At 51.3% G+C, this 18,015-nt stretch carries 15 protein-coding genes; 1 reads left to right on the plus strand and 14 read right to left on the minus strand.

Features of this window, described 5'->3' with window-relative positions; all coding sequences use genetic code 11:
• Nucleotides 1-27 precede the first annotated feature (27 nt).
• The 14 genes from PUE40_RS06570 to PUE40_RS06635 all read right to left on the minus strand — a co-directional run bounded on the left by PUE40_RS06570 (nucleotide 28) and on the right by PUE40_RS06635 (nucleotide 17,397).
• Entirely contained in the window at nucleotides 28-906 is an 879-nt protein-coding gene (locus PUE40_RS06570) for a putative ABC transporter permease (RefSeq protein WP_277672266.1), read from the minus strand.
• Nucleotides 906-2,948, minus strand: a complete 2,043-nt coding sequence (gene ppk1 / locus PUE40_RS06575; protein ID WP_277672267.1) for a polyphosphate kinase 1 — start codon at nucleotides 2,946-2,948, stop codon at nucleotides 906-908. The genes PUE40_RS06570 and ppk1 overlap by 1 nt, the downstream gene beginning before the upstream one ends.
• 60 nt (nucleotides 2,949-3,008) lie before the next feature.
• On the minus strand, nucleotides 3,009-3,566 hold the full coding sequence (locus tag PUE40_RS06580; RefSeq protein ID WP_277672268.1) for a LemA family protein: 558 nt from the start codon (nucleotides 3,564-3,566) through the stop codon (nucleotides 3,009-3,011).
• A 50-nt stretch (nucleotides 3,567-3,616) separates the two neighbouring features.
• A complete protein-coding gene (locus PUE40_RS06585; RefSeq protein ID WP_277672269.1) occupies nucleotides 3,617-5,560 on the minus strand; it encodes a DUF2207 domain-containing protein in 1,944 nt (647 codons plus the stop codon).
• Between the two features lie 89 nt (nucleotides 5,561-5,649).
• On the minus strand, nucleotides 5,650-7,767 hold the full coding sequence (locus PUE40_RS06590; RefSeq protein WP_154553656.1) for a polyribonucleotide nucleotidyltransferase: 2,118 nt from the start codon (nucleotides 7,765-7,767) through the stop codon (nucleotides 5,650-5,652).
• Between the two features lie 97 nt (nucleotides 7,768-7,864).
• Nucleotides 7,865-8,131: a 30S ribosomal protein S15 gene (gene rpsO, locus PUE40_RS06595; protein WP_154553657.1), complete on the minus strand. Its 267-nt coding sequence runs from the start codon at nucleotides 8,129-8,131 to the stop codon at nucleotides 7,865-7,867.
• Between the two features lie 171 nt (nucleotides 8,132-8,302).
• The gene (locus tag PUE40_RS06600) at nucleotides 8,303-9,064 is read right to left on the minus strand and encodes a leucine-rich repeat domain-containing protein (RefSeq protein WP_277672270.1); all 762 of its coding nucleotides are present in this window, start codon (nucleotides 9,062-9,064) and stop codon (nucleotides 8,303-8,305) included.
• A 1-nt stretch (nucleotide 9,065) separates the two neighbouring features.
• Nucleotides 9,066-10,580, minus strand: coding sequence for an ATP-binding protein (locus PUE40_RS06605; RefSeq protein WP_277672271.1), 1,515 nt, complete (start codon nucleotides 10,578-10,580; stop codon nucleotides 9,066-9,068).
• Entirely contained in the window at nucleotides 10,570-11,931 is a 1,362-nt protein-coding gene (locus PUE40_RS06610; protein ID WP_277672272.1) for a vWA domain-containing protein, read from the minus strand. The genes PUE40_RS06605 and PUE40_RS06610 overlap by 11 nt, the downstream gene beginning before the upstream one ends.
• 60 nt (nucleotides 11,932-11,991) lie before the next feature.
• Entirely contained in the window at nucleotides 11,992-13,605 is a 1,614-nt protein-coding gene (locus PUE40_RS06615; RefSeq protein ID WP_277672273.1) for an ASKHA domain-containing protein, read from the minus strand.
• Nucleotides 13,606-13,608: 3 nt separating this feature from the next.
• Nucleotides 13,609-14,868 (minus strand): M20 family metallo-hydrolase, encoded by a 1,260-nt coding sequence (locus PUE40_RS06620; protein ID WP_277672274.1) that lies wholly within the window; start codon nucleotides 14,866-14,868, stop codon nucleotides 13,609-13,611.
• Nucleotides 14,869-14,977: 109 nt separating this feature from the next.
• The gene (locus PUE40_RS06625) at nucleotides 14,978-15,205 is read right to left on the minus strand and encodes a helix-turn-helix domain-containing protein (RefSeq protein WP_154553663.1); all 228 of its coding nucleotides are present in this window, start codon (nucleotides 15,203-15,205) and stop codon (nucleotides 14,978-14,980) included.
• A gap of 213 nt (nucleotides 15,206-15,418) precedes the next feature.
• Nucleotides 15,419-15,886 (minus strand): hypothetical protein, encoded by a 468-nt coding sequence (locus PUE40_RS06630; protein ID WP_154553664.1) that lies wholly within the window; start codon nucleotides 15,884-15,886, stop codon nucleotides 15,419-15,421.
• Nucleotides 15,887-15,987: 101 nt separating this feature from the next.
• Nucleotides 15,988-17,397 (minus strand): aminopeptidase, encoded by a 1,410-nt coding sequence (locus PUE40_RS06635; protein ID WP_277672275.1) that lies wholly within the window; start codon nucleotides 17,395-17,397, stop codon nucleotides 15,988-15,990.
• A gap of 173 nt (nucleotides 17,398-17,570) precedes the next feature.
• On the opposite strand from PUE40_RS06635, the gene PUE40_RS06640 reads away from it, so the two are divergent.
• Nucleotides 17,571-17,960 (plus strand): thioesterase family protein, encoded by a 390-nt coding sequence (locus PUE40_RS06640; RefSeq protein ID WP_154553666.1) that lies wholly within the window; start codon nucleotides 17,571-17,573, stop codon nucleotides 17,958-17,960.
• Nucleotides 17,961-18,015: the final 55 nt, after the last annotated feature.

Consider the following 18,015-nt stretch of genomic DNA (forward strand, 5'->3'; position numbering starts at 1 on the left):
GACCCCGGTGTTAGTTCATCAAGTCCATTACCCCAAACGCAGCCGCTCTTTCAGTTCCTCCAGCAGCGCCTCGTGGTCGTGATGCTCCAGCTTCGGGAACGCCCGCATCAACCGGCCGTAACCGAAATGCCGTCTCCGGCGACAAGTATCGCAGAACTCTTCCTTTCGTCGGTCCAGTTCCTTCCGTCTCTCCTCCATCTCGTTCTCCAATTCCGCTTTCGCCAGATAGCCCTGAACCTTCGCTTCATCCACTCGCTGCGCCGTCTCCAGTGCACCGGTTCCGATTCTCGTGCTGAGTTCATCGCTCACCGTGCGCATCTTTCGCCGCATCTCATCCAGCTCTTCAAAGCGCTTGTTCAATCCAATCAGGATAAATACGGATACCACAAAGTCCGCAAAGTACAGCACATATAAAAACACCATCAAGAAAAATGCGTAATGATGGGTCATCATGTGGCCGCACAGATCTTCAATGACCGGATGGGCGTTTCGTACCACAAAGACGATGGCCAAGCCCCAGATAATGCTGAATTCCAGGCAGACATATCCGCGGAAATTGAACGGTTTATCCCGGTAATCCCAAAGCCGAACATGGAAGGACCGGTCCAGAATCCATCCCCCAATCAGCTCAATCAGCGTGGCCAAAAGCGCCCCGCATATGAAGATTTCCCAGAGGCTCAGCGCCTGCGGGTTCCGGGTGGACACCGCATCCATCAGCAGGAACAGTCCCACCACGCCGAACCCGTAGATGGGACACACCGGCCCGTTTAGGAAACCCCGGTTTACCACCAATCCCTTCTCCAGCGCCTGGTAGACCACTTCCACCACCCAGCCGAGAAATGAATATATGAGAAAATACCATGCTATCTGTACAATCGTCACCGGTCCAACACTCCCTTCTATCATTATATCTGCTCATCCATCAACCGCTGCTGACTGTTTACCGGCTCCCCCTTCACTTCCTTCCGCCGATAGCAGCCTTCCGAATCCAGCCGACGGCCTTTCACGTTGTCCATGTAATTCAGAAGCAGCGTGTTCTTAATGCGGCTCCGCACCTTCGGATCGATTACCGGGAACGCCAGCTCCACCCGCTTCTCGGTGTTGCGCGTCATCAGGTCCGCTGAGCTGATGTACATCCGCTCCTTCTTTCCGCTGCCAAAAATATACACCCGGGAATGTTCCAGATACCGGCCCACCACATTCACGATGTGGATGTTCTCGGTACGCTTCGCCACGCCCGGCAGCAGGCAGCAGATTCCCCGGACAATCATCCGGATTTTCACGCCCGCCTCCGACGCCTCGGACAACTTGCGGATAACATCCGGATCCGTCATGGAATTTACTTTTATAAAAATACGGCCTTTCTTACCCTTCGCGGTTTCCGACTCAATCTGCTGCAGAATCGCTTGTTTGAAACCTTGCGGGGCGGCCAGAATGTACTTGTAATCCTCGAAATACCGATTCTTGCAGATGTTCTTGAAAAATCGGGACACGTCCTTTCCCAGCTGCTGATTGTACGTAATCAAGGAAAAATCCGTATACAGCTTCGCGGTGGTCTCGTTGTAGTTTCCCGTGCCCACCTGGGTCAGATACCGCTTTTCCCCCATCTCCTCCAGAACCACCTGGCAGATCTTACAGTGCACCTTGTAGTCGTCCATGCTTTCACTGCCATAATAGATCTTGCACCCGGCCCGTTCCAGACGGCGGGACCAATTGATGTTATTCTGTTCGTCGAATCGGGCGCGAAGTTCAATCAGCACCTTCACCTTCTTGCCGTTTTCCGCCGCCTGTGCCAGGTATTCTGCAATCCGGGTATGGCTGCTGAGCCGGTAGATGGTCATGCGAATTTCCCGCACCCGGTCGTCCGTCACCGCCTCCTTCAGCATCCGGAGAAGGGGCATCATGGAGTCATAGGGATAGGAAGAGAGAATGTCTTCCCGTTTCGCATAATCCACCACCTTCTCGTCGAAGAATGTCGGCGTGCTTCTCGGGGTGTACAGCGGATAGGAAAGTGTCCGAAGGGTCGCTTTCGGCAAAACTTCCTTCAATTCATCCAGAAACCCGTACTCCAAAGGCGCCGTTGTGGTGAAGCAGTGTTTTTTCGGAATCTTGAATTTCGCAATCAATTCCGTCCGGAAGGAATCCGAGCAATCCCCCCGGATTTCCAGACGAACCGGTGGCTGCGCGCTCCGCTCCCGGAGCATTTTCTGAATCTGCAACCGAAAATCCGCTTTCAACAGTTCGTCTTCCTCGCCTTCCCGGAATTCCGCATTTCGAGTGATGCGAAGAAGTAATTTTTCTTTTGCCTGAAAGGGCAGCATCCACTTGTCGAAGAATTCCATCAGAACATCCGGCGTTCGGATTCCGACAAACCCTGTCGAACTGTTTTCCAACGCAAGAAGCGCCGGCATCTCCTCCGGAAAAGACACGATGGAATAGTATCCCTCATCCAGCTTTCCCAGCAGCACCGTCTGATTGTTCTTCAGCTCCGGCAGCCCATCGATTCCGGAAAGGAACCGAATGGATACCTGTTTCAGAAGGACATCCCGGAAGTACGCGAAGCAGACCTCCCGTTCCCGGTCGGTCAACTCTTCATTATTCTTGATCCATATGCCTTTCTCCCGAAGATTCTTTCGAACCTTCTCGTAGATCTGCTCCCGCTTGTAATACAGATACCGGGTGTTCTTGCAGATCTGCTTCAGCTGACGAGACGGACTCATTCCCGAAAGGGGGTCTCGACTCTCCGGTGCCACCCGGTCCAGATCCATTAAGGTCCCGACCCGAACCATGAAAAACTCATCCAGATTGCCGGAAAAAATCTTCACGAAATTCATCGCTTCCAGCTCGGGAAGGGATTCATCCAACGCTTCTTCCAGACATCGCTCGTTAAACCGCAGCCAGGACAGCTCTCGATTCTGCGTATAGCCTTTCTTGTATAATTCCTTCATGCCCTATCCTTCATATCGGAAAAGGCGCCCTGAAACAGGACGCCCCTCACTCAATCAATCTTATTTGTCAAAGCTGACTTTCACATTTTCCCGTTCAATCTCAGAAGAAACTTCGAACATTGTTTTCATCTCAAAATGGAACATGGAGCCGATAATGTTGCTCGGGAAAGATTTCAGACGTACATTGAACTTCTTTACGCAAGCGTTGTAATACTTCCGCGCATTAGCGATGTCTCCTTCCACCGCCTGCAGCTGAGTCATCAGCTCCTGGAAATTCTGATTGGCCTTCAGATCCGGGTACTGCTCCGCCACGATGTTGATGGAGCGAAGCGCCTGAGACAGACCCGCTTCGGACTCGAACTTCTCGCTCGGGGTGGTTGCCGCACCCACTGCGTTTCTCGCCGCAATTACGGACTGCAGCGTTTCCGCTTCGTGCGCCGCATATCCCTTCACGGTCTCCACCAGATTCGGGATCAAATCGAATCTCTTCTTCAAATAAACATCCATGGTCGCAAATGCCTCTTCCACATTTATATCTCCACGAACAAAGCCGTTATAGGTGGAAATTCCCCATACGAGAACCACTGCCGCCACCACGAGAACAATAATCAAAGCCATAGCACACTCCTTTCTTCTGCAAGTTCGCATGTAAAAACAATATTTCGGGGCTACCAGGCACCGCCGCCTCCGCCGCCGAATCCGCCGCCGCTGAAACTGCTGCCGCTGCCACTGCTGCTGAAGATTCCGCCGCTGTTGCCGGAATCCGAGCTTTTCGCAATGCTTTCGTGAATTACATCGGTTACACCGGTAAATACGTGATTCAGCATGGAATCCATCATCACCACGTCGAAGTACGCATTCTCCGCCGTGTTATACGGAGAATACCAAGACGGTCTCTCCACCGGAATGGATTCGAACTTGCTGGCCCACTTCTTCGTCATGCCGAACACATATGCGTAAGGCAGAACGTTGTAGAAATAGGATGGATTTCCTTCCACCAATTCCTCAATTCGATCCAGTTCCGCATCCCGGATAAAGTTCCGGAAACCCAGCACCCGGCCGTAGAGTGCCGCACTCCAATCGCTTCTGGATTTCATGCCCAGAAGAACCAACGGTCCGATAACGAAGAATGCCAACAGAATGGTGGTGATCCGGCCGTCGTTATATCCCCACTCCGAATCCAGACAGAAGAACTGCACGTAACCCAGGACGGCAAAAGCGTATATCGTAACCCAAAGCGCGAACTTCAGTGCCACGCTGGACCCCTTTCGGCTCTTCCGATAATAGTAGATACTGACCAGTTTTCTTGTCAGCGCCAGGAAGAACAATCCCACCACCAGTCCGGCCGCCGCGGAATACAGGAGGGACAGCGTGGTGTTCAGGAACATCAGCAATGCCGTTGCCAGTGCCGGCACCAGGAAGAAAATCATCTTTCCGATTCGATCCGCTTTCCGAGACTTGGTGGTAAACAGCTTATGTCCGCCGGAATATTCGTCATCCACCAGGGACGGAATATCCTCAAAAGCGTGGTGCATTCGGTTCCCGATGTCCTTGGTTCGAACGGTTAATTTCTTCGGATCCTTTTCCTTCAGGGTCTCGTAATCCTTAAAAGCGGAACTTCCGAAAATTCCCCGGAAGAAACGCTGGATGGAAGGCTTCTCCGACTCCGGCAGATCCCTCAGACGGGTGAACTTGAATTTGTTCTTCTTGTATTCCTCGATGTCGATATATCCTTTGTCAGCCAAATAGAAGAATGTAGCCGTCATATCGCTGTCATCCACGGTTCCGTCGATGATATACCCTACATCGATTGGCGTTAAGCCCTCCGGCGGGTAGAATTCCACGGTCTCCGTAATCTCCGGATTTCGTCCCCAGGTAATGCGCAGCAGCACCATAATCAGGGTCCCTGCCAGAACGAGAATCAGCAACAGGTTCTTGAGCCAGCCGTAGCTCAGCGATCCGGTCCAGCTGCCTTCCGGAAGCACTCCGTAGACGGACGCGCCTGCCGATTTCGGTAAATTCTCCGCTTCATAGACAATCGTTGGTCCGTCCTTCTTCCAGGTTCCGTATTTATTGATGGTGGAACCATATGTACCGCTGTAATACTGAAGATCCTTGAATTCAAAATCCTTTGGCAGGTGAATGGTGACCTTCGCCTTATCAATCGGCGTTTCCCATCCTCCCGGAATTCCATCCAGATTCATATAATCCGCTTTGGAATCGTTATCCTGAATACCTTGAATCGTGTAGCGGATGATGTATGTCTGTTTTCCCTTCAGCGTCGTGTCGGCCGATCCCACTTTGATGACCTGATTTCCGGACTCCGCGTAGGTGTCGTATTCGTAGTTGTTGACCTTGATATCTTTAATCCGATACTTACTGCCTAACGGAATGTACCGATAGATTCCGTGGTGTGCTTCCTCCCCGAAGTCTACCGTAATGCGTTCCCGGTAATCGAAGGTCTGATTGATATTGGCATGAATATCCACATCGTATTCCGGTGTGGTATATCCGTATACCGTATCAGCATTTACAAATCCCGCAATATACAGAAAAGCTGCGAAGGCCACAGCAAATATCAAATAGCGGAATGTCTTTGTACTTGTCGACACAGGACTCTCCTTTCTCTGCGTGGTTTCGCAGCTTATACATATTTAGATTATATCATTTTCCGCTGAACTATTTCAACTTCATTGTGAAATTAGCGGCGGTTCAGATCCTTGCGAACCAGGTTGATTCTGTTCTGGTTATCAATCTCGGTAACCTTAACCTCAACCTTATCGCCGATGTTCATCACATCTTCCACCTTCTCCACACGATGGTTTGCCATCTTGGAGATGTGCAGCAGACCTTCCTTGCCCGGCAGAATTTCGATAAATGCGCCGAAGTTCATGATACGCTTAACGGTACCGGTGTACACTTCGCCCACTTCCACATCCTTCGTGATAAGCTCGATTTCTCTCTTTGCGGCTTCCGCACCGGCCATGTCCTCACTGTAGATGCAGATCTTGCCCACATCGTCGTCGGAGATGTCGATCTTAACGCCGGTTTCCTCCACAATCCGGTTAACGGTCTTTCCGCCCGGTCCGATAACCAGACGAACCTTATCCGGATCCACACGCATGAAGATAACTCTTGGTGCATACGGAGACAGTTCTTTTCTCGGTTCAGGCAGCTCTTCCAGCATGTTCTCCAGAATATGCGCACGACCTTCCTTTGCCTGGTTCAGTGCCTGCTCCAGAATCTCTCTGGACAGACCGTGTACCTTGATATCCATCTGGAGTGCAGTAACACCATCCGGAGTACCGGTTACCTTGAAGTCCATGTCGCCCAGGAAGTCTTCCATGCCCTGGATATCGCTGAGGATTGCGTAACGACTGGTGCCGTCTTCGTTGATGCCCTCGATCAGGCCCATTGCAATTCCGGATACCGGCTTCTTAATCGGAACACCTGCATCCATCAGTGCCAGGCAGGAACCGCAGGTCGATGCCATGGAGGAAGAACCGTTGGAAGACAGAACTTCGGAAACCACACGAATTGCATAAGGGAATTCTTCTTCGCTCGGAATAACCGGAAGAAGCGCTCTCTCTGCCAGTGCACCGTGTCCGATTTCTCTTCTGCCCGGACCTCTGCTGGTCTTCGCTTCACCGGTACAGTATCCCGGGAAGTTGTACTGGTGCATGTATCTCTTGGTGGTGCGGTCGATATCGATGCTGTCCAGATTCTGTGCTTCGTTCTCCGGAGCCAGAGTTGCAACGGACAGAACCTGAGTCTGACCTCTCTTGAAGAGTCCGGATCCGTGTGCTCTCGGCAGCAGACCGGTCTCAGACCAGAGCGGACGAATCTCCGTCAACTTTCTGTTGTCCGGACGAATTCCGTCATCCAGAATCATCGCACGAACGTTCTCTTTCTTAATGTTGTACAGAACTTCCGCAACATCCTTTTCTCCTTCCGGGAAAATCTCTGCGAAATGCTCTTTGGTTTCCTTCTCAACCGCGTCCATGTTGGCCATGCGTTCCTGCTTCTCAACAGTCTTGATAGCGGTGATCATCTTCTCGGTGGCAAATTCACGAACGGCTGCATCGATTTCTTCCGTAGCCTTGAATACCTTGTATTCCATCTTTTCTTTGCCCACTTCGGCAACGATTTCCTCGATGAATTCGCAAAGCTTCTTGATTTCCTCGTGGCCGAACATGATGGCGTCCAACATTTCCATTTCCGGAACTTCGTTTGCGCCGGCCTCTACCATCATAATCGCTTCCTTTGTACCTGAAACGGTCAGATTGATATCGGAAGCCATTCTCTGCTCGTAGGTCGGGTTAATGATCAGTTCGCCGTCTACTCTGCCGACTACAACAGCGGCGGTCGGACCATCCCACGGAATATCCGATGTTGCCAGTGCGACGGAAGAGCCCAGCATTGCAGCGATTTCCGGAGAGCAATCGTGATCCACACTCCATGCACTTGCCACAACCACTACGTCGTTCCGGAAGCCCTTCGGGAACAGCGGTCTCAGCGGACGGTCTATCAGACGGGATGTGAGAATGGCCTTCTCGCCCGGCTTACCCTCTCTCTTAATATATCCTCCCGGAATCTTTCCGACACTATACATCTTCTCTTCGTAATCACAGCTCAGCGGGAAGAAATCGATATCCTGTCTCGGTTCCTTCGATGCAGTTGCTGTGCAGTTCACTACGGTCTCACCGTAACGAACCGTTACCTGTCCATTTGCCTGCTCGCATACCTTTCCGATCTCGAACTGCAGCAGTCTTCCGCCCAGTGCCGTCTTAAAGGTGCGATAATCTGTAAATCTTCCCATTAAATTAACAACTCCTTCCTGTTAATCACTTACTATAACTTTGGGATTTTTCTTATAATACAAAATAAAGCGGGAAGATTCCCGCTTTATCCAGTAACTATTTTCTGAGGCCAAGACGAGCAATCAGGCTTCTGTATCTTTCGATATCGGTATTCTTCAGATACTTCAGCAGATTTCTTCTCTGACCTACCATCTTCAGCAGACCTCTTCTGGAATGGAAATCCTTGTGGTGTTCCTTCAGGTGCTCGTTCAGATCGTTGATTCTGTAAGTCAGAATTGCAACCTGTACCTCCGGGGAGCCGGTATCTCCTTCGTGTGTCTTGTACTCTTCGATGATGTTGTTCTTGATTTCCTTTGTAATCATTTCGTTTCTCCTTTTCTTACAATTCACCTCAGCATCGCAGCCGCCGGAGCAGCGCACCGCCGAAGCAGAGGTATGAAAATTAATCAGCTCAAATATAATACCATAACCGAAGGGGTTTGTCTATAATTATTTCTGCTAAAAAAAGCTTTCATCCCCCTTATTTTTCCGACTCTACAAGTCTCCGAAAGGGTCCCAGTCCAAAGCGCCCTCGCTCGTAGATTCCCGGTTCTTTTCCATCGCCTCCAGAATCAACGCTCCGATTTCCGTTCGGTGATTCCGCTGTGCGATTTCCTGGCAATTTCTCAGAAACTCGCTGTCCGGATCCGAGTTCTCCAGCAAATACTGCATCCCCCGCACATCGTTTCGCCGAATCCCCATCTCCAGGAGCAGTTCCTTCTTCTCCTGAACGTACCGTTCAAAGATTTCCGGAAGCCGGGAATTCTCCTTCCCCTTCCGTTCCAAATAAGTCAACGCCGCAGCGGGCTGTACTTTTTCCGGCAGCAGCGCGAAAACCTCGGCACCGCAGGACAGATATTTCAGGCTTCCGCAGCTGCTGAAAGCGCTCCCGTGAATCCGCTCCACCGAATCCGGCAGAACAATCTCCTGCAGCGCTCCGCACTCCCGAAACATCTCGTAATCAATCTCTTCCATTCCCTCCGGCAGTGAAACGGACTTTAAATTTCTGCAATAGCTGAACAGCGCGCGCCCAACCTTCTCAATGCGTACCGGCATATCGATGCGCTTCAAATTGATGCACATCCGAAAAGCGTTATCCCCCAGCTCCTCCAGGTGTTCCGGCAGCGTCAGCCACTGAAGCTCCCACCGCTCATTGAAACAGTTGGCGGATATATTCCGAATATGGGCCGGCACGCTGTAATGCTCATACCGATTATCGTAACTAATCAACGTTTCCCGAAGCATTAATGTGGGCATATTAAACCTCCAGTTCCCGAATCTTTCGAACCAGCTCGTCCTCCCGGTCGTTCAGCAGCAGCTCCTTATTGTATTTATAGTAGCTCTCCGACCCGTACGTTCCGATATATCCGGCGCTTTCCCGGTTTTCTGTCAGGGAGGTGACAAAAATAATCATTTCGTTCTCCCCATAGGCGTCCCGGATAAAATCAAATGCGGCTTCCAACCGGTTTCCGGCTTCTCCCGCCAGCTTCTTTCGTTCTGCCTGATTCGGCGCGATAAATTCTCGAATCAGAGACACCGGATCCGATGCCGTTCCATCCACGGAATCCCTCTGCAAGGTGAGAGACAGATCCTCCAGGTATTTCAGATGGAGTTTCTCCAGCCGAAGCTCCTTGGCGGAAACGGATTTGGATTTTCTCTCCCGGCGAAGATTTGCACCGATGGTCTCTTCCGTCTCCCGCAGAATCTCCACCGCCTCCGGAACGGACGCGGCAGCCAGCCGGCGGTTGTTTTCTTTTATGGACAGGAGAAAGCGATTCAGCGCTTCTCCCCATTCGTTGACCTTTCGGAAGTTCCCCGAGAGCGAGTCCATCAGAAGGCGAATCACGGTAATCCGCTCGTCGAAGGATGATTCCTGCGCCCTCGTCCGAACGCCGTCCTCTACCGCGCCTTTCAGAATATCATCGATGCGGTAATCCTTCCGGTAGCGATAGAACAGGTCGTAGTAGGCGGAGAAATCCCGGGCGATTCGTTCGTTCTGAACGTACTGACGAATCAATTCCAAGTTCACCGGAATGTCATGCTCCTCGTAGAGTTTCATCATGTCAGACAGATCCACCCAGCTCCGGGCCGTGACGAATTCCTTTCCGTCCACTGTCGTCTCCACAGAGTAGAAGTCATCTTTTTTTATTTCCAAATAGGTGAGCACCGCAGTGTGTACCTCCTGGTTCTGCGCGTACTTCCACCAGGCGCCAAAATCCGGCTCCACATCGATTCGCTTCAAGCGGTCCAGCGTCGCCAGGTCGAACTCCCGCACGGAGTTGTTGTATTCCGGCGGATTTCCGGCGGTGACAATGACCCAGCCGTCGGGAATGGAGTGGCGGCCGAATACCTTGTACTGCAGAAACTGCAGCATGGACGGCGCCAGTGTCTCCGATACGCAGTTGATTTCATCCAGGAAGAGGATGCCCTCCGCCTTTCCCGTTTCTTCCATCACGTCGTACAGGCTGGCGATGATTTCACTCATGGTGTATTCCGTGGTTCGATACTTCCGGCCGCCGTATTCCTTGTCCGCAATGAACGGCAGACCCAAAGCACTCTGCCGGGTGTGATGGCTCATGGAATAGGACACCACCGCGATGTTCATCTCCTCCGCTACCTGATTCATGATATCCGTCTTTCCGATTCCCGGAGGGCCCATGAGAAAAATCGGCCGCTGCCGCTCCACCGGAATCCGGTATTCCCCGAACTCGTCCTTTGACAGATATGAAATTACCGCGTATTTTACCTGTTTCTTTGCTTCTTCAATATTCATCCTTGCCTCCAAATACCACTTTCATTCCCCAGGAAGGAACCTTCGCTTCCGACGCCGCCGCATCGTCCTCAAAAATAAATGCCGTGTCGTAAGACGGTTTCCGGCGGGGAAAGATGCCTTTTCCGTCGGTAAAGTACAGCACGCCCTGAAGGTGCCGGAACTCCCCTCGTTCCACCAGGTTGTTTATATAATGGAAGGCCGGCCGATAATCCGTACCTCCCAGTCCTTTCAGTTCCATGTTTTCCAGATACCGGTGCACATCCTCTCGGGTGCGAAGGATGCGATCTTCCTGCACCGCCGCATCACATTGAATCAGGTGAATGTTGAACCGATTCTTGATTTCCCGGCTTTCCTGCAGCAGGTCGAAGGTACGCTGCACGAAACGCTCCACCAATTTACCTTGGGTAGACGCCGATGTATCGATGACGATGACGAAATCCGATATGGTTCGTTCATCGGCGTACTCCAACGGTTCCACCAGCGGCATATCGCCGTACAGCTCCAGCCCGTAGGTGTAGAAGATATAATCGAACGCGCTGTCATCCACCTTCAGGTTCTCCCGAAACAGGGTGAACTTCCGGAGAAAGGTGCTGTAATCCATGTGCTTTTCCGTTCGCGCGTTGAGGGCGGTGAGGAGTTCTCCCCGCTCCGCACCCCGGTTTTCCGTCTCCAAAGAGATTTTCACCATCTGGGCGATACGATCCCAATCCGGCACATCAGTCTCCCGCAGCAATTCGGTGGGATTCTCATCTTTCGATTCTTCCGAATCCTGCACGTCCTCCGGCTTCAGAAAATTAGAATTTTCCGGATACCAAAGACCGTGGTCGTCCACCCGGAACAAATCTTCCAGCTGATGCACTTCTTCTAACTTCCGATTTCCGGACGCCAGCCACCGATAAATTCGCTCTGCGGACAGGCCTTCTGTCTCCCGCCGAACCTGAGTCAGCGCCTCCCGCTGTTCTTCCTCCCGACAGTGCCGGAAGGAATCCATCTCAAAAGATTGAATCAACGCCTCCGCCGCCATGTCCGCCGCGATATCCCACAGCTGCCGATTTTCCGGCGGATTCTTATAGTGCCGGAACATGCAGTGGAGCAAAAGGTGCATGTAGGCGTACGTCATCTCCGATATCCCATCCCGTCCCATGGAAATCACGTAATCCGGGGAATAGTACAATGTCGCACCGTCCGTACCGAACACGCCCTCCCGATTCGCGTCGCACTTTTCCCGCAACACAAAAATCGCCGAGTCCATAAAGCGCATGTTGGCAACGATTCGGTCCTTCGCTGCCCGGAGCACGTCCTCGGCGATTGAAATCATCTGATTCTGTTTTGTTTCGTCATTATTTCTCATGTAATGATGATACCACAAAAATATCATTATGCAAGCAACTGTACAAATTTAGTAAAGTCTTCATTTCGGAAACTCCAGCCATTCCGCCAGTCGATACTCATATTCCGGAGTTTCTCCCAATTCCGTATACCCGATTTCTTTGGCTAATGCCTCCATCTCTCTCCGAACACCTTCGGAAAGAAGGGCCGCCACGGCACCGGTAAGGGCGGTATTCCCCACATAATGAATTCGTTCCCGCACTTCCTCCGGAAGGATGCCCACTCCGGTAAGGTCTTCCTGCGGCAGATGGGATCCGAATTGTCCCGCAATCATCACCTCATCCAGCATAGAAGGATCCAGTCCGTTGTTCTCCAGAAGGATTTCGATGCCGGAGCGAATCGCCCCCTTTGCCAGCTGCACCTGGCGAATATCCTTTTGGGTAATCTTCACAGGGACCGGGTTCTCCTGAAGGCGCACGCTGCGCGTACCGTCCTCCGGATTCACTTGCAGATATTCTTTTCGTTCGTCCCCCTCCGGCAGCCGGTCCGGATGCACAAAGGCACCGCTTTTTCGGAGAACACCGCATCGAAGGAGTTCATTAATCCCGGCGAGGATGCCGCTTCCGCAGATTCCCTCCGCCGGGCCTCCTCCAATGACCTTCAAGTGAATTCCATCCGGCCGTATTTCCACATCTTCAATGGCTCCGGTCTCGCCTCTCATCCCCTGTTGGATGTTCATTCCCTCCAGGGCAGGCCCGGCAGCACAGGAGCAGGAGTTCATTTCGCCGTCTTGAGCCAAAACAATTTCGCCGTTGGTTCCGATATCCACAAAGAGCACGTTACCGGGAAGTTTCTTCAGTCCGCATATGTACGCACCGGCGACGATATCCCCGCCAATATAGGCGGATACCGCCGGAATGCAATACAGCTCCGCTCCTTCCGGCTTCAAACCGATCTCTCCGGCGAAGCATCTTTGCGCCCCCTTCAGCACCGGAATAAACGGGGCTTTTCCAAGCGGCACTGCATCCGCACCCAGAAGCATGTGCACCATGGTGCAGTTCCCGCTGATTGCAATTCGCCGAATGCTTTCCGGGGAAAGCTCCTGCCGCCGGCACATTTCCTCAATCAGACGATTCAGATTTCCCACGATAGCGTCCTGCAGTTCTTTCCGGCCGAATTCCGGATGATCCTGCTCATAGCTGATTCGGCTCAGTACGTCCAAACCGAACTTCTTCTGATCGTTTACGGATGCCGCCGTGTCTGCCGTTTTCCCCGTTTCCAGATGAATCAGACGGCACACCACCGTGGTGGTGCCGACGTCCGCCGCAATGCCGTATTCGCCGGATTTCGCGGGGTCTTTCGATTGTTCCGCTGCCCATTCCGGAAGATGCCCCTCTGCTAGAACGGCATATTCCTTTTCTCGAGAGAGGGTTTCCACCTCCAGATCTTGCCGGACTCGCACCATGCAGGCCAAGCGAATTCCCTGCCGCTGCTCTTCCGGTGTCAGAAACATCTTCTCCGTTTTCGAGAATTCGGACTCCGAAGTGTTCGGAATCCGAACCTTGCACTTACCGCACACCCCTCTCCCGCCACAGGCGTTGTTCAGCTCGTACCCGCTTCGCACCATCAGTGTCATAAGGTTCAAGCCAGAAGCGCACTCTAGGGTGTGGGTGCCGTTTACTTTTACGAAAGGCATGTTCTATTCCTTTTCCGCCATCTCGCGCATTGTGCGGTACAGGGTTTCCGTACCTTTCTGCAGGTCTTCGCAATCCGTCCATTCTTCCGGCACATGGCTTCTGCCATCCTTGCTCGGTACGAAAATCATGGCGGTTCGTGCGATGGAGGCCATTACCATGGCATCGTGTCCCGCACCCGAAAGGAGGTGCCATGTCCGGATGCCGGCTTTGTGGGCGTTCTCTTCAATCATCTCCCGAATTTCTTCGTCCATCTCCACCTGGTTGGCATGGACCTTCTGTTCCTTCGTATAGGACAGACCCTCAGAGTCCCGTACGCTCTTGTCCATGGATTCCCAGAACACCTTCAGTACCCGATCCACATTGGAAATCTTCCGGCTTCGGCAGTCTACTTTAATCCAAGCATCTTCCGCCACGATGTTAAACGCACCCGGCGCTACGTGAACTTCGCCGCAGGTGAACACGGTGTTCTCACCGATTTCTTCTGCCTTCGCCGTTGCCGCCGTTACGGCTCTTGCCACGGCCAGGAATGCGTCCGCCCGCATGTTCATCGGGGTATTTCCGGCATGATCCGAACGTCCGTGTACATGCACCTCAAAGCATCGGAATCCGACGATGGATTCCACGATGCCCACCTTTACATCTTCTTTCTCCAGAATCGGTCCCTGTTCGATATGAAGTTCCAGGAACGCTCCGATCTCTTCCGGCTTTCTCTGTGCCGTTTCAATCGCATTCGGATCCAATCCGTATTCCTTCATCGCTTCTGCCAGGGTTACGCCATTCTCATCCCGATGTTCCAATTCATCCGGATATAATTTTCCGCACATGGCTCTGCTGGCCATCAATCCGGAACCGAAACGGCCGCCTTCTTCCTCCGGAAGAGCGACGAACTCAATGCTTCTCTTCGGACGGAAACCCTCGTCATGCATCGTTCTCGCTACTTCCAGTGCCGCAACCACGCCGGCCGCGCCGTCATAACGACCGCCTGTTTTTACCGTGTCGAAGTGGCTGCCCGTCATAATAATCGGAAGCTCCGGATTCGTTCCTTCCAACCGTCCGATTACCGTGCCAACGGCATCTTCCCGGACTTCCAGACCGGCCTGCTCCATTTCCCGCTTGATGTAATCCCGCGCCTGCGCAAATTCCTTTGTGTAAGTGTAGCGGGTACATCCGATGGTCTTCACGCTGCTGTAAGAGCCCAGGGTGTCAATGTCCTTCTGAATTCGATCCGCACGCGTCCGATGTTCTTCGTAATTGTTTTCCATTTTTCTAACCTATCTTGTCTCAATATTTTTACACACCATTATACCAGTATTTATCAAAAAATGAAAATCGGATTCCCGAAAGAATCCGATTCCCCAACCGTTGAATTAACTATTCGATTACCAACAAGTCATCTAGAGTGACTTTGTACAATTTCGCCAGGATTACGATATTGTCCAGCGAAGGCAGTGCCAGACCCCGCTCCCATTTGTATATCGCCTGAGCCGAAATCAACCCAATCTGACGCTGAATATCCTGAACCGAAAAGTTGTGCTCTTTTCGAATCCGCTTTAACTGCTTCCCTGTAGCATCGACATTGATATGTGGTAAATTCCCCATAGTTACACCCCCATTATCAAATAACTTTATTCATATTATACCCCCCCATTTTAAAAATCAAATGTTAATTCCTTAAATTTTAAAATTTTGGGGATATAAAAATTTTAAGCCGTCGCTTTTCCCTTTAAAGCAAAAGAAAAAAGCGGCGAATGTTTTCAACCGCTTTTTCATTCTTATTTTTTTGTCTTGAATTGTATTCCGAAAAACAATTAATTATTTTTCGCACTCTTCTTCCAATTCCTCTTCCGAAGCGGTCTCTTCTTTCACTTCTGCCTCTTCCGCTGCTTCTGCTTTTTCTTCGGTTACCTTCGCTTCCTCTACACTTGCTTTTGCAGCCTTCTTCTCCGCCTTCGCAATCTTCTTCGCTTCCTTTGCTCTCAGGATAGCCTTAGACTCTGCCTCGGAAAGGTAGTTGTCCGGATTCGCTTTTCTCACTTCATTGTAAATCTTTGCTGCCGCAAACACCAGAATCGCATAGACCAGATATACCAGGCACTGGGTCAGGATATAACCGATGGCGGTTCCAAAGTTGGACATAAAGGATGTGCCGTACTGGGAGAAGTAGTTGGTCAGGTAGGTAATCGTGCTGTACAGCATGTACACGGTGTACAGCGTCAGCAGTCCGGAGATTACATACAGCGTAACAGCAAATTTGGATTTCTTAAGCAGTTTCTTTTCCATTGAATTCAGTCCTCTTTCTATTTTCATAAAAAAATACAACTAATTATATCAATACCGCCGATTAGGCCGATATTTCGCGAATGATGGGCGAGCGTTTTCGATTATTCCATATGGGTCAGGAACGCTCTGTAGCAGCGGTAGGTCTCATAGACGTCCACTTTGCTGGAAACCTCCCACGGTGAGTGCATGCACAGGATAGCAACCCCGCAGTCGATGACTTCCATGCCGTAGTTGGCCATGATATAGGCGATGGTTCCGCCGCCGCCGGCATCCACCTTGCCCATCTCCGCCGTCTGGAATTGAACGTTCGCATCCCCCAGCACCCGGCGAATTTCTGCAATGTACTCCGGGTTGGCATCGCTGGAATTTCCCTTTCCGCCGGATCCGGTGAATTTGTTGAATACCGGTCCCTTCCCCATGTACGCCGCATTCTTTGTTTCAAACACGGAGGCATACAGCGGGTCGTACGCAGCACTCACATCGGAGGAAAGCATCTTGGAGTTCTGAAGCGTCCGGCGAAGAGAGATGCTGTCCGCATGTCCCAACAGATGAAGAACCTCTGCCGTCGTATTCTCAAAGATTCGGGAATGCATGCCGCTGGCACCGACGCTACCGATTTCTTCTTTATCTACCAAAATACAGCAGGATGTGCGTTTCGGTGTCTCATCTTCATCCAGGAACGCCATCAGAGATGTGAACGCACAGATTCGATCATCCTGACCGTAACCGATAATCATGCTCCGATCAAAGCCCAGCTCTCTGGTTTTGCCCGCCGGCACCACTTCCAGTTCCGCAGAAATGAAATCTTCTTCTTCAAAACCGTACTCTTCTTCCAGAATTCGGCAGATATTTGCGGTGATGGTGTCCTTCTTCTCTTTCTTCTCCTCTTCGCTGTCCGTTTCACCCTGCGGGATGCTTCCAACCAGAATATCCAGAGATTCCCCTTCCACAACCTTCGAGGCGGTTTTCGTCAACTGCTCCCGAGACAGGTGAATCAGCAGATCTGAAACGGTAAATACGGGATCCGTATCCTTCTCTCCTACGGAAATATTCACCCGGCTGCCGTCCTTCCGAACCACAACTCCGTGAATTGCCAGCGGAAGCGTCACCCACTGATACTTCTTGATGCCGCCGTAATAATGGGTGTCCAGATAAGCGAATCCACCGTTCTCATACAGCGGATTCTGCTTTACATCCATTCTCGGTGAATCGATGTGCGCCCCCAGAATGTTCATTCCGGCTTCCAAGGGCTCCTTGCCGATATGATACAGAACAATCAGCTTTTCGTTGTACATATAGTACACCTTGTCCCCGGCGGTCAGAGGCTCTCCCTTCTGCACCAAATCCCGGAGATTTCGGTATCCCTGTTCTTCCGCCATGGAAACAGTCAAGCGAGCACTCTCCCGTTCCGTCTTTCCTTCATCCAAGCAGGTCATATACCGACTGCACACCGAAGCCATTTCCTTCTCCTGTTCCGGAGAATATTGATTCCATAAAACTTCTTTTTGCATATACACATAAACCTTTCTATAATATGAATCTTCAATTCGCATTATACGCATGAATTTTACGATAACACTCATGTGTGCGAATGTCAAGATTGCGTTCTCACGTGTTCGGTGTAATAATTATAGGAGCCAAACTATAAATTAAACTTAAACATTTCAGAAACACGAGGTAAATTATGATTCAAACGGGACTTACTTGCAAGAAAAAGATTACGGTCACCCCGGAGATGACCGCTGCAGCGATGGGAAGCGGTGCGCTGGAGGTGCTGGCCACCCCATCCATGATTGCGCTGATGGAAGGAACCGCACAAGAGGCGGTGCAGAACCTTCTGGAAGACGGTCAGGGAACCGTGGGAACTCGAATTGATGTGCGCCACTTGGCGGCCACGCCGGTGGGCATGGAAGTCACCTGCACTGCTGAAGTTACGGAGGTGGATCGCCGCCGCATCGTCTTCACCGTAAAGGCAAAGGACGAAAAAGAAGTAATCGGAGAAGGAATTCACGAACGTTTCGTCATCGATAACGAGAAATTCTTTGCGAAGTGCCGACAGAAATTGGAGAAATAAGCAAGGAAAAAGCTGCAGTGCATCGGATGCCTGCAGCTTTTTGAATTCATATTTT

This window comes from Mogibacterium kristiansenii (genome assembly GCF_029224645.1).
In the GTDB taxonomy this organism is placed as follows: Bacteria; Bacillota; Clostridia; order Peptostreptococcales; family Anaerovoracaceae; genus Mogibacterium_A; species Mogibacterium_A kristiansenii.